Source organism: Frondihabitans sp. PAMC 28766, assembly GCF_001577365.1.
GTDB lineage: Bacteria > Actinomycetota > Actinomycetes > Actinomycetales > Microbacteriaceae > Frondihabitans.
Genome location: NZ_CP014513.1, coordinates 1,458,377 through 1,470,008 on the forward strand (window position 1 = coordinate 1,458,377; position 11,632 = coordinate 1,470,008).

An 11,632-nucleotide genomic window follows, 5' to 3' on the forward strand; every position below is an offset into this window, starting at 1 on the left:
GCGGCTCGCGACACCCCGTCTTTCGGGCGACCTCCCAGCGCCGCGGCGCTGGGACCTCGGCCGGAATGCGGGGTGTCGCCGCGATGGTGGTCGCCACGTGGGTGGCGATGAGGTGCCGCGGCGTAGCGTGACGTATGCGCATCATCACGCTCGAAGAGCACACCATCGACGACGCCGTGATGGCGGCGTCCGCACCTTCGCCCCACGAGACGCCGATGTCTCCCTTCCCCAACACTCTGTCCGACACGCTCCGGGATCTCGACGAGGGCCGCCTCGCCGTCATGGACCAGAACGGCATCGACGTGCAGGTGCTGTCGACCCTCGGGGCGCAGACCCTGCCGGCGTCGGCGGCCGGGCTCGTCACTCGGGCGAACGATCGGATGGCAGCGGCGGTCGACCGGCATCCTGGCCGGTACAAGGCCTTCGCGTCTCTGCCGACCGCTGATCCTGCCGCCTCGGTGCACGAGCTGGAGAGGAGCATCGGCGACCTCGGGTTCGTGGGCGCGATGATCTTCGGCCGCACCCGGGGCGACTTCTTGGACGCCGAGCCGTTCGAGCCGATCCTCAAAGCCGCCGAGCGCCTCGACGTGCCGATCTACCTGCACCCGGCGCCGCCGCCTCGCGCCGTGGTCGACTGGAACTACGCCGGCCTCTCGCAACAGGTCACGGGCGTCTTCGAGACGGCCGGCTGGGGCTGGCACCAGGAGACCGCGGTGCACTTCTTGCACATGGCACTCAGTGGCGTCTTCGACCGGCACCCGCGCCTGCAGTTCGTGCTCGGGCACTGGGGTGAGATGATCCCCTTCTATCTCGACCGGCTCGACGACCGGCTGCCGAAAGGGATGACGGGGCTCGACCGGACTCTCGGCGAGTACATCCGCGACAACATGTACATCACTCCGAGCGGGCTCTTCACGCAGGCGCAACTGCAGTTCTGCGTCGAGACCGTCGGCGTCGACCGCATCATGTACGCGGTCGACTACCCCTTCATCGGCAACGAGAAGGCCGAGAGTTTTCTCGCCGAGGCCAGGCTGCAGGATGCCGAGAAGGAGGCGATCGCGCACGGCACCGCCGAGCGCGTGCTGCGGTTCTAGCCCGCCTTCAGGTCACACGCGAGTGCGCTCGAGGTGCGCGTAGTCGGGCAGCTCGATCTCGTCGGCCGGCGGCGAGAAGAGCTTGCTGCCGAGGCCGCCGACGAGCCTGCTGGACGCGACCCGCAGGCCGGCGTGGAAGGCAGCCAGGCCCGCGCGCGTCCGCGGGTTCGCGATGCGCGGCACCCCCGGCGGCAGCTTCTGCGCCTGATCGACGTACGGCCGCATGATCCGCTCGTAGCCGGCGAAGGCGTCTCGGTGGTCGACGTGCGCCGCGAGCTCGCCCGCGAGCACGTAGGCGCCGACCATCGAGAGGCTCGTGCCCATGCCGCTGACGGGGGAGGCGCACCAGGCGGCGTCGCCGAGGAGGGCCGTGCGGCCACGCGACCAGGCCGGGGCGTGGACCTGCCCGATCGACTCGGTGTAGGCATCCTGCGTCGCGTCGAGTGCGGCGAGCACTCGGGGAGCCTCCCAGCCGACTCCCGCGAACTCGTCATGGAGGCGCGCCTTCTGGTCGGCGAGCGAGCGCCGATCGACACCGGCCCCGCGAGCCTCGCCCGGGTCGTAGATCACGGTCGAGAGCACCGCGCGGATGGTGCCGTGGCGGTCGGGGCGCAGCGTGACCGAGAGGCCCGGGGTGGCGTTGAACCAGTTCCACCAGTCGTCGTCCGCGTCGGTGCGCGGGATGGTGAAGTAGGTCGTCTCCATGCCGAGCGAGGTGATCGAGACCTCGTCGCCGAAGACGAGACCGCGGGTCGCCGAGCCGATGCCGTCGGCGGCCACGACGAGGTCGAAGCTCTGTGACGGGCCCTGCTCGAAGGCGACCGTGACTTGCTCGCCCGAGTCGTCGAGCCCCGTGATCCTGTCGCCGTAGACGTAGGCGGTGCCGCCCTCGGAGTCGGGCCGGGTGGCGTCGACCAGGATGCGCGACAGGTCGCCGCGCAGGATCTCGACCTCCGCCGTCGGCCCCACCGTGTCGGACTTCGAGGCGGCGAACTCGGCGACCGGCCTGCCGTCGCTGCCGACGAAGCGCGTGCCGACCTCGCCGGTGGTCGCCTCACGGACGGCGTCTTCGAGGCCGGAGCGCCGCAGCACCTCGCGGCCGGCTCCGCGGATGTCGATGTTCTGGCCGCCCTCGCGGAAGGCGGCGGCGCGCTCGACGATCGTCGTGTCGTAGCCGTAGCGGTTCAGCCAGAAGGCGAGGGCGGGGCCGGCGATGCTGGCGCCGGCGATCAGGATGCGGGGTCGGGTGTGCGCGAGTGGCTGCTGCATCGACCCATCCTGGCCCGGCGAGGCTGGGCGCACGTCCGACTAGCCTGGCGAGATGAGCGTCGCCGACCTGACCATCCCGTTGACCAACGCCCCCGGCGTCGAGATGCCCCTGATCGGGTTCGGCACCTGGCAGGTGGATCACGCGGCCGTGGCCGTCGCGGCGGCCGCCGGCTACCGCGCATTCGACAGCGCCACGAGCTACCACACCGAGCGCGACGTCACCTCGGGCCTGGCCGACGAGGGGCTCGCCCCGACCGACCGCTTTCTGACCACGAAGATCTGGCGCACCGACATGTCCGACGGCGGGGTGCGCCGCGCCTTTCACCTGTCGAGCCGCAACTTCGGCGTCGACACCGTCGACCTGCTGCTGATCCACTGGCCGCAGAACGCCAAGAGCAATCTCGAGACCTGGAAGGCGATGGAAGACCTGCTGGACGCCGGCCAGGTGCGCGCCATCGGCGTCTCCAACTTCGACGCCGCCGACCTCGACGCGCTGGCCACCGGGTCGGACGTGGTGCCTGCGGTCAACCAGATCGAGCTGCACCCGCGCCGCCAGCGCAAGGCCCTCGTGGCCGAGAACCGTCAGCGGGGCATCGTGACGACCGCCTACTCGCCGCTCGGTCAGGGCGGGCCGGTGCTGCAGGATCCCGAGCTCGTCGCGGTCGCCGCCCAGCACGACGTGACCTGCGCGCAGGTCGCCCTGCGCTGGCTCGTGCAGAAGGGCATCGTCGCCATCCCGCGGTCGTCGAACCCCGAGCGCATCCGGCAGAACATCGCCCTCGACGGCTTCGCCCTCGACGACGGGCAGATGGCGCGGATCGATTCGCTGCCGCGGCAGCTCGCCAACTGAGTCCGTCGCCGAGGCACCTCCGATCCGACACGGACTGGCTCGTTGGCGCGCTCCATTCGTCTGATCGGAGGTGCTTCGGCGGCGGCGCTCGGCGGCGGCGCTCAGCGCCGCCGACCGTCGAGCACCAGGATCGCGGCGCCGACGACCACGTGGCAGGCGATGAGCCCGAGCACGACCAGGTGGAATGCCGCGGTGTAGACCGCCGCATGCCCCGGTGACCCTGACGCCACCGCGGCCGCGACGGAGCCTGGCAGCTGACGGGCGACGAGCGCGCTGATGCCGGCCGCGAACACCGCGAGGAACACCGCTTCGCTGCCCATCCGCACGAAGTTCAGCACCCCCGCGGCCAGACCGGTGCTCTGCGCCGGCAGCAGTGCGAGCGCGTTGCCGTCGACCACTCCGAGGGTGCAGCCGAACCCGGCCCCGATCAGGATCATCGGCACCACGAGCGCGACGTAGTGCATCCCGGGCCCGAACAGCAGCAGCCCGGCGTCACCGACGGTGAGCATGCCGATGCCGGCATACGCGACCTGCATCGGCGTGACAGTGCCCCGCGCCAGCAGGCGACCAGCCACGATCGGGGCTGCCAGCACCGGCAGGCTGAGCGGCAGGACGGCCAGGCCGGCGAGCCCGGTCGGCAGCCCCGCCACGCTCGAGAACGCCGTCGGCAGGTAGGCCAGGATCGCGACGAACCGGATCGAGCCCGAGACCGGCACGAGGCACCAGGCGATGTACGCGGGGTTCGCCAGCGGCCTCAGGTCGATTCGCCCGGAGGCGAGGTGGTGTCGGGCGATCGGCGGCACGAGCGCCAGCACGCCGATCAGCGACACGGTCAGCACGATGGCGTGCACGACGAACATGCCGCGCCAGCCGACCGCGGTGATCAGGGCGCCCGAGATCGTCGGGCTGAGGGCGATGCCGAACCCGAGCATCGTGGCGAAGATCGAGAAGGCGCGGGTGCGGGCCGTGCCCGACCAGAGGGTGCCGAGCGTGGCGCTCGCGCCGGTGAAGACAGCGGCGGCCCCGACCCCGGCCAGGATGCGCGCGAGATCCAGCACCCCGAGCGACGGCGACGTCGCGCTCGCGACGGCTGACAGCAGTACGAGCAGCACCCCGGCGCGCAGGGTCGTGCGGTGCCCGATGCGGTCGGAGAGCGCGCCCCACATCAGCATGAACACCGCGAACGCGACGTTGAAGCCGTTCACGACCGAGTGCAGCAGCGTCGGGTCCGTGCCGAGCGAGTCGGCGATCCGTGGCAGGGCCACCGTCGTGCCCGTGATGCTCATCGGCACGACGAAGACGCCGAGCAGGATCGCCGGCAGCGCGAGCCGCGCGGGCGTGGCGGTGGTGACGGGGGCGTCGACTCGGGTCATCCAGCACTCTCTCCGGCAAGGTGCGACAATCGTCGTACCTCGAAGTAGAGCAGGATCCCAGGTACGGTGCAAGTCGTACCTCGACCCGAAGTCACACGAGCGCGACGAACTGGAGGCGAACCCGTGACCGAACCCCTCGAGCATCCCGACGTCGACGACATGTCGCTCGGCGCCGTCATGGCGGCCCTCGCCGACCCGTCCCGCCGCAAGGTCGTCACCGACCTGCTGTTCGACCCGCCGGGAGTCGAGCGCACCTGCACGTCGTTCGGCCTGCCCGTCACGAAGTCGACGCGCACCCACCACTTCCGCGTCCTGCGCGAGGCGGGCCTCGTCTACGACCTCGACCTCGGCAACCGCAGCAGCATCACCCTCCGCCGCGACGACCTCGACCAGCGCTTCCCGGGCCTCCTCGACCTGGTCGCAGCCGAGGCCGCCACCCCCACGCCATCGAAGGAGTAGCCATGCCCACCACCCGTGTCCTCGTCACCGGGGGCTCCGGTTTCATCGCCGGCCACTGCATCCTGCAGCTTCTCGACCAGGGGTACGAGGTGCGCACCACGGTGCGGTCACTCGCGCGGGAGGCCTCGGTGCGATCGACGCTGAGCGCCGCGGGGATGGCGGCGGGGGAGCGGCTGAGCTTCGTCGCGGCCGACCTCACGAATGACGAGGGTTGGTTGGAAGCCGTCGACGGCGTCGACACCGTGCTGCACGTGGCCTCGCCGGTGCAGCCCGGAGACGTCGAGAACCCCGACGACCTCATCGTGCCGGCGCGCGAGGGCGCACTCCGGGTGCTGCGCGCGGCCCGCGACGCCGGGGTGCGTCGCGTCGTGTTGACGTCGGCCTTCCACGCGGTCAGCTGGGGCTGGCCGCACGACGACCACGTCTTCACCGAGGCCGACTGGACGGTGCTCGACGGCCCGGGCGTCGATGCCTACGGCACGAGCAAGACGCTCGCCGAGCGCGCCGCGTGGGACTTCGTGAAGGCGGAGGGCGGCTCGCTCGAGCTCGTCACGACGCTGCCCGTCGCGGTCGTCGGGCCGATCATGGGCAGAGACATCTCGGGTGCGAACCACCTCGTGCAGTCGATCCTGACCGGCACGATGGCGGTGCTGCCGCATCTGTACGTGCCGATCGTCGACGTGCGCGACGTCGCGGCCGCGCATATCCTGGCGATGACGACGCAGGAGGCCGCAGGTCAGCGCTTCCTGCTCTCGAACGGCCCGGCCGTGTCGATGCCCGACATCGGCGCGACGATCCGCAGGGGCCTCGGCACCGACGCGTCACGGGTGCCGACCCGGGTGGCCCCGAACTTCGTCGTGCGAATCAACGCGATCTTCAACAAGGGCTTCCGACCCGTCGTACGCGACCTCGGCTACTCGAAGAAGACGTCGAACGAGCGCGCTCGCACGCAGCTCGGCTGGTCGCCGCGCGACCCTCATGAGGCGATCGTGGCGGCGGCGCGGAGCATGGTCGGGGTGGAGGTGCCGGCGTGATGCCGTACAGCGTCGTCCGTATCGACGACAGCGGGCCCCTGCGGGTGCTCACCCTGGACCGCCCGGCCGTGATGAATGCCGTCGATGCGGGTCTGAACGCCGAGCTCGAGCGGGCGGTCGACGATTTCGACGAGCGCGACGATCTTCGCGTGATGGTCGTGACGGGCGCCGGGGGCAACTTCTGCACCGGCCTCGACCTCAAGGCGTTCGCGGCGACGGGGGTCGTTCCCCGAGGCCGGCGCGGCTTCGGCGGCATGACCGCGATCCGCCCGTCGAAACCCGTCATCGCGGCCGTCGAGGGGTATGCCGTCGCGGGCGGTTTCGAGCTCGTCCTGGCCTGCGACCTCGTCGTCGCAGCGCGTGACGCGACCTTCGGGCTGCCCGAGGTGCGGTCCGGTCTCGTGGCGATCGGCGGCGGCGCACAACTGCTGCCACGGCGCATCCCTCGTGCCCGAGCCATGGACATCCTGCTGACCGGGCGATTCTTCACAGCGCCCGAGGCCGATGCCTGGGGCCTTCTCGCAGCCTTGGCCGAGCCGGGTCAGGCGCTCCTGCTCGCTCGCGAGTTCGCTGAGGCCATCGCTGCGAACTCGCCTCAGGCGATCGCGACGACGCGTGGGATCGTCGACGCGATCGAGCGTGCAGGTGTCGCCGGGCTCCTGCCGGCGGGTGACGACCTGACTCGCAGCGTGACGGATTCGGCGGATGCCCGTGAGGGGGCGGCTGCCTTCGCTGAGAAGCGCCGGCCGCACTGGAGCTGACGACGCCGCCCATCGTGGCCGGGACGACGCCCGAGCTCAGCGCGTGACCGATCCTGTCAACGACGCCAGCGACCGAAGCACGATCGGCCGTGCCGCCATCCAGGCCGCCACTATGACCACCAACGACCCGGCGAAGAAGGCGAAGCCAACCCAGCTGTCGTCGTTGCGGCTCGCATACATGTGATTGAGGTTGTTGAGGGCCCCGGTCGCGAACACGAGCGTCACGTGGACGATCACGAAGGCGACGAAGAAGATCATCGTCGGGTAGTGCGTCGCTCGCGCCCACGCGAGGGGGAACGCCTTCGAGAGGCGCGGCGCGTTCTTCGGCCACGCCGGCGACATCCTGAGCCCGCTGAACAGCGCGACGGGTGCCGCGATGAAGACGACCAGGAAGTAGCTCAGCACCTGCAGCGAGTTGTAGTTCGACCAGCCGTTCTCGGTCGGCCACTGGAGCGAGGCGTACTGCAGCAGGGCCGACACGGCGTTGGGGAAGACTCCCCACGAGGTCGGCACGATACGGGTCCACTGGCCGGTGCAGAAGACGAGCACCCAGAAGACGATGCCGTTGAGCACCCAGAGCACGTCGAAGCTGAGGTGCAGCCACAGGTTGATGCTGATGCGCGTCGGTGCGCCCTTCGTGCGGATCCGGCCGCGGTTGTTGCGCGTCCAGTACATGCCGGGCCGCTGCACCGTCCGGACCATCCACCCCGACCTCACCATGAAGACGAGGAAGAAGACGTTCAGACCATGCTGCCAGCCGACCCACGTGGGGAACCCGACCGGAGCGAACGACGGCAGCCGGCTCTCGCCCGGATAGCCCGCCAAGAAAGACTGCCCGGGCACACTCGCGCGGATGCCGCGAGCCGCGAGGACGAGAAGGGCGAGCCCGACGACGATCGCCGGCACGATCCAGACGAGCTTGAACCAGCGGTTCGAGGCCGTGCGGCTGACGCTCGTCATGCGCGGACGGCCGCGATCTCGTCGATGACCTGCGGCACGATCGTGAAGAGATCGCCGACGATGCCGAAGTCGGCGATATCGAAGATGGGGGCATCGGGGTCGCTGTTGATGGCGACGATCGTCTTGGCCGTCTGCATGCCGGCCTTGTGCTGGATCGCCCCCGAGATCCCGAGAGCGACGTAGAGATCGGGAGAGATTGTCACGCCCGTCTGGCCGACCTGCGAGCTCTGCGGCACGAAGCCCGCGTCGACCGCCGCGCGCGAGGCGCCGACCGCCGCCCCGAGGGCGTCGGCCATCCGCTCGACGAGCTCGAAGCGGTCTTTCGACTGCAGCCCTCGGCCGCCCGAGACGACCCGGGCGGCGCCTCGCAGGTCGGGTCGCGACGACGTCTGCACGACCTCGTGCATGGCGTCGATCACGGTGGCCGCCTCGCCGTCGACGTCGACGGTGCCGGCGACGACCGTCGGCTCGACGGGCACGGGGTCGTCATCGGCTCCGTCCCGCCGGACGGTGGCGACCAGCGGGCCACCCTCGACGGTGCTCTCCACGGCGAAGGCCCCGCCGAACGCCGACGTGGTCGCGACGGCGGGGCCGGCGTCGACTCGGACGTCGACCGCGTCGACGACGAGCGCCCCGCCCAACCGGATAGCCGTGCGGGCGGCGATCTCGCGCCCGGCGATCGAGTTGGCCACGAGCACGACATCGGCGGACACCTCGCGAGCCGCCGAGACGACTGCGGCGACCTGAGGGGTTGTCAGCCGTTCTCCGACGGCGTCGCTCTGGATCAGCCGGACGTCGGCGACACCGAGGCGACCCAGCTCCGCCACGATCTCAGGGTGCGCGGGCGCCCGCGTCACGACCACGGCCGAAGCCGTGCCGAGGCGGGTGGCCGTGGCGGCAAGCGGCGCGACCGTGTCCGACAACTGCCCATCGGACGTCGTGTCGGCGAGGAAGAGGATGGAAGGCATCGGTGGCTCCTAGATCAGGTGTTCGTCGGACAGGAATGCGGCCAGCTCGTGCGCGGCCGAGCCGTCGTCGACGACCTTGCGGCCCGCCGTCCGTGCGGGCCGCTCGGCCGTCGACAGGACGACGGAGCGCGCTGCCGGCGAGCCGGACTCGCCGAGGTCGGAGAGCGCCCAGGTGTCCAGAGGCTTCTTCTTGGCTCGCATCGACCCCTTGAAGCCGGGGAATCGCGGCTCGGGCGAGCGCTCGGTGACGGAGGCGACCGCAGGAAGCGAGGCGTGGACATCCTGCGTTCCCGCTTCGGTTCCGCGCTCGCCCGAGATGCCGTCCGCGGCGATGGCCAGCGAGTTGAGATAGGTGACCTGCGGCACACCGAGGATCTCGGAGAGCATCGGGGCGATGGCACCGCCTCGGCCATCCGTCGACTCGTTGCCGGTGATCACGAGATCGAAGCCCGTTCGGCGGAGGGCGGCGGCCAGCACGGTGGCTGTCCGCACCATGTCGGAGCCGGCGAGCTCGTCGTCGAGCACGTGCACGGCGGTGTCGGCCCCCATGGCGAGACCCTTGCGCAGCACGTCGGTCGCCTCCCGCGGGCCCATGGTCATCACGATGACGTCGGCGTCGTTCGCGTCTTTGTAGGCCAGAGCGGCCTCGAGTGCTCGCTCGCCCACCTCGTCGATGATGAGGTCGCTCGACGATCGGTCGAGGAGACCCGTCGAGAGGTCGAGGCGGCGTTCGCCCCAGGTGTCGAGAACCTGTTTCACGAGGACGACGATCTTCACAGTGCGCTGCCTTTCTCGGGGGATGCGGTGGAGGACGCCGTGGAGCCGACCGGATCGGCGATCGCACGGACGAGGCGTTGACGGATGACGGATTCGGCATCGCCCACGATTCGGTCGATGAGTTCGGCGCAGGTCGGCACGTCGTCGATCAGCGCCTGCGAGAGTCCGGCCCACCAGACGCCGGCCTCGAGGTCGCCTGTCTCGTAGACCGTCCGCCCGCGGCGCCCGGCGACGAGGTCGCGGACGGCGGCGAAGTCGCCTCCGGACGCCAGGATCGCGACGACCTCGTCCGACACCGAGTTGCGCGAGACACGCGCCGTGTTGCGCAGCGGGCGGAAGATCAGGTTGGTCTGGAGCTCGTCGCGGGCCACCAGCTCGTTCTTGACATTCTCGTGAATGGGCGTCTCGACGGTGGCCATGAAGCGCGTCGCCATGAGGACGCCGTCGGCCCCGAGCGCGAGGGCGGCGGCGAGCCCGGCTCCTGTCGCGACGCCACCGGCGGCGAGGAGGGGGATCTCGACCTGGCGGGCCACGGCGGCCAGCAGCACGAACAGGGGCACGTCGAGCTCGCCGGGATGCCCGGCCGCCTCGAAGCCGATCACCGCAACGGCATCGGCTCCGGCCTCGGCGGCCTTGACGGCGTGGCGCACGCTCGTCGCCTTGTGCACGACCTTGAGGCCGGCGTCGTGATAGGTGTCGACGAACAATGCCGGGTTCGACCCGGAGGTCTCGACGACTGCGACGCCGCCGTCGATGATGACGCGCTGGTAGTCGGCGTACGGCGGCGGGCTGATCGAGGGCAGCGTCGTCAGGTTGACCGCGAAGGGCCGATCGGTCAGGTCGTGGCAGCGTGCGATCTCGTCCGCGAGGAGTTCGGGGGTCGCGAACGTGAGGGCGGTGATCGTGCCGAGCCCGCCGGCGTTCGACACGGCAGCGGCGAGATCGGCGTTGCCGATCCACTGCATGCCCCCTTGCATGATCGGCGCGCGGACGCCGAATCCATCGGTGAATCTCGTCTTCACCATCGAAGAATCCCTTCCCGGTTCCCGGCGTGCCTCGTTGCAGGCCGGGGAAGATCGTTCATCGGGAATCTTGACTTACGAGCGTTCGTAAGTCAATCTGTCTCCGTGATGAACGATGATGTTCCGGCCTACGACGAGCTGCCCCGGCTCGATCGTCTCGACATGGCCTACTCGTGGCGCTTCTTCGGCGAGGGCGACCAGCTGGGCGCCCTCAACTACCTGACGCCCGATGTCGTCGCCGCCGCTGGGCGCAGCATCGTCTCTGGTGTGACCATCGGCCTCAGCCTCCCCGTCGACGAGCCGAACCCCCCGCTCTTCGGCCGCCAGCCCATTCGCCACGACCACTTCGAAGTCGACCGGAACACGTGGGACGACAAGATCGACAACTACTTCCCTCAGGGCTCGACGCAGTGGGACGGCTTCGGCCACGTCCGCGCTCGCGAGTTCGGCTTCTACGGCGGTGTCCTCGACACGAGCGACCCCCGGCAGACGGGGCTGGGCATCGAGGTGTGGGCTCGGCGCGGCATCGCCGGTCGAGGCGTCCTGCTCGACGTGGCCGCGCACCTCGAGTCGCAGGGGTCGAGCATCCCGGTCGACGAGGAGTTCGTCATCACGCCCGAACTGCTCGTCGAGGTCGCCGAAGCCGAGGGCGTCACCGTGCATCGCGGTGACATCGTGCTCGTCCGCACCGGCTGGCCCGCGGCGTACGCGAGTCGGCCGGCCGATGCCGAACCGGTCACCAGGATCCCCGGAATACACGCCGGCGAAGCCACCGCTCGTCTGCTGTGGAACTGGAACGTCGCGGCCATCGCCACCGACACCCCCGCAGTCGAACCCGTTCCCGGAGACCCCGCGGTCGGATCGCTGCACCGCCGTCTGCTGCCTCTGCTCGGCATCCCGCTCGGAGAGCTGTTCGACCTCGAACGCCTCTCGACCGCCTGCCGGGAAGCCGCCAGGCACACCTTCTTCATCGCCTCCGCACCACTGAATCTCAGCGGTTCGGCCGGCTCCCCGGGAAACGCGATCGCGATTCTCTGAAGCACCGCAAACACAGTGAGGAATCAA

At 70.3% G+C, this 11,632-nt stretch carries 12 protein-coding genes; 6 read left to right on the forward strand and 6 right to left on the reverse strand.

Annotation, left to right across the window (positions count from 1 at the left end; all coding sequences use genetic code 11):
* Positions 1–134 precede the first annotated feature (134 nt).
* The gene (locus AX769_RS07160; RefSeq protein WP_066277585.1) at positions 135–1,094 is read left to right on the forward strand and encodes an amidohydrolase family protein; all 960 of its coding nucleotides are present in this window, start codon (positions 135–137) and stop codon (positions 1,092–1,094) included.
* 12 nt (positions 1,095–1,106) lie between these two features.
* On the opposite strand, the gene AX769_RS07165 is transcribed toward AX769_RS07160, so the two are convergent.
* Positions 1,107–2,363: an FAD-dependent monooxygenase gene (locus AX769_RS07165; protein ID WP_066277588.1), complete on the reverse strand. Its 1,257-nt coding sequence runs from the start codon at positions 2,361–2,363 to the stop codon at positions 1,107–1,109.
* Positions 2,364–2,415: 52 nt separating this feature from the next.
* Between AX769_RS07165 and AX769_RS07170 the strand changes: the two genes are divergently transcribed.
* Positions 2,416–3,213: an aldo/keto reductase gene (locus tag AX769_RS07170; RefSeq protein WP_082763543.1), complete on the forward strand. Its 798-nt coding sequence runs from the start codon at positions 2,416–2,418 to the stop codon at positions 3,211–3,213.
* Positions 3,214–3,314: 101 nt separating this feature from the next.
* On the opposite strand, the gene AX769_RS07175 is transcribed toward AX769_RS07170, so the two are convergent.
* The gene (locus AX769_RS07175) at positions 3,315–4,586 is read right to left on the reverse strand and encodes an MFS transporter (protein WP_066277591.1); all 1,272 of its coding nucleotides are present in this window, start codon (positions 4,584–4,586) and stop codon (positions 3,315–3,317) included.
* Positions 4,587–4,709: 123 nt separating this feature from the next.
* Between AX769_RS07175 and AX769_RS07180 the strand changes: the two genes are divergently transcribed.
* From AX769_RS07180 to AX769_RS07190, 3 genes are read left to right on the forward strand one after another with little or no spacing between them, the layout of a single operon-like run.
* The gene (locus AX769_RS07180; RefSeq protein WP_239451964.1) at positions 4,710–5,045 is read left to right on the forward strand and encodes a helix-turn-helix transcriptional regulator; all 336 of its coding nucleotides are present in this window, start codon (positions 4,710–4,712) and stop codon (positions 5,043–5,045) included.
* A 2-nt stretch (positions 5,046–5,047) separates the two neighbouring features.
* Positions 5,048–6,079, forward strand: a complete 1,032-nt coding sequence (locus AX769_RS07185; RefSeq protein WP_066277594.1) for an aldehyde reductase — start codon at positions 5,048–5,050, stop codon at positions 6,077–6,079.
* On the forward strand, positions 6,079–6,840 hold the full coding sequence (locus AX769_RS07190) for a crotonase/enoyl-CoA hydratase family protein (RefSeq protein ID WP_066277596.1): 762 nt from the start codon (positions 6,079–6,081) through the stop codon (positions 6,838–6,840). The genes AX769_RS07185 and AX769_RS07190 overlap by 1 nt, the downstream gene beginning before the upstream one ends.
* A gap of 36 nt (positions 6,841–6,876) precedes the next feature.
* Here the strand turns inward: AX769_RS07190 and AX769_RS07195 are convergent, their stop codons facing one another.
* Genes AX769_RS07195 through AX769_RS07210 form a run of 4 tightly spaced genes read right to left on the reverse strand, consistent with a single transcriptional unit; the run spans position 6,877 to position 10,570 of the window.
* Positions 6,877–7,800 (reverse strand): cytochrome b/b6 domain-containing protein, encoded by a 924-nt coding sequence (locus AX769_RS07195; protein WP_066277598.1) that lies wholly within the window; start codon positions 7,798–7,800, stop codon positions 6,877–6,879.
* Entirely contained in the window at positions 7,797–8,768 is a 972-nt protein-coding gene (locus AX769_RS07200; protein ID WP_066277600.1) for an electron transfer flavoprotein subunit alpha/FixB family protein, read from the reverse strand. The genes AX769_RS07195 and AX769_RS07200 overlap by 4 nt, the downstream gene beginning before the upstream one ends.
* Positions 8,769–8,777: 9 nt before the next feature.
* Complete coding sequence (locus AX769_RS07205; RefSeq protein ID WP_066277602.1) at positions 8,778–9,545, reverse strand: electron transfer flavoprotein subunit beta/FixA family protein; 768 nt, start codon at positions 9,543–9,545, stop codon at positions 8,778–8,780.
* Positions 9,542–10,570: a nitronate monooxygenase family protein gene (locus tag AX769_RS07210; protein WP_066277605.1), complete on the reverse strand. Its 1,029-nt coding sequence runs from the start codon at positions 10,568–10,570 to the stop codon at positions 9,542–9,544. The genes AX769_RS07205 and AX769_RS07210 overlap by 4 nt, the downstream gene beginning before the upstream one ends.
* 105 nt (positions 10,571–10,675) lie before the next feature.
* Here AX769_RS07210 and AX769_RS07215 point away from each other — a divergent pair, with 105 nt between their 5' ends.
* Positions 10,676–11,605, forward strand: coding sequence for a cyclase family protein (locus AX769_RS07215; protein WP_066277611.1), 930 nt, complete (start codon positions 10,676–10,678; stop codon positions 11,603–11,605).
* The last annotated feature ends 27 nt before the right edge of the window (positions 11,606–11,632 follow it).

Coding starts and splice junctions, on each gene's coding strand:
- AX769_RS07160 (WP_066277585.1), top strand. CDS start 135: ATGCGCATCATCACGCTCGAAGAGCACACCATCGACGACGCCGTGATG.
- AX769_RS07165 (WP_066277588.1), bottom strand. CDS start 2,363: ATGCAGCAGCCACTCGCGCACACCCGACCCCGCATCCTGATCGCCGGC.
- AX769_RS07170 (WP_082763543.1), top strand. CDS start 2,416: ATGAGCGTCGCCGACCTGACCATCCCGTTGACCAACGCCCCCGGCGTC.
- AX769_RS07175 (WP_066277591.1), bottom strand. CDS start 4,586: ATGACCCGAGTCGACGCCCCCGTCACCACCGCCACGCCCGCGCGGCTC.
- AX769_RS07185 (WP_066277594.1), top strand. CDS start 5,048: ATGCCCACCACCCGTGTCCTCGTCACCGGGGGCTCCGGTTTCATCGCC.
- AX769_RS07190 (WP_066277596.1), top strand. CDS start 6,079: ATGCCGTACAGCGTCGTCCGTATCGACGACAGCGGGCCCCTGCGGGTG.
- AX769_RS07195 (WP_066277598.1), bottom strand. CDS start 7,800: ATGACGAGCGTCAGCCGCACGGCCTCGAACCGCTGGTTCAAGCTCGTC.
- AX769_RS07200 (WP_066277600.1), bottom strand. CDS start 8,768: ATGCCTTCCATCCTCTTCCTCGCCGACACGACGTCCGATGGGCAGTTG.
- AX769_RS07210 (WP_066277605.1), bottom strand. CDS start 10,570: ATGGTGAAGACGAGATTCACCGATGGATTCGGCGTCCGCGCGCCGATC.
- AX769_RS07215 (WP_066277611.1), top strand. CDS start 10,676: ATGAACGATGATGTTCCGGCCTACGACGAGCTGCCCCGGCTCGATCGT.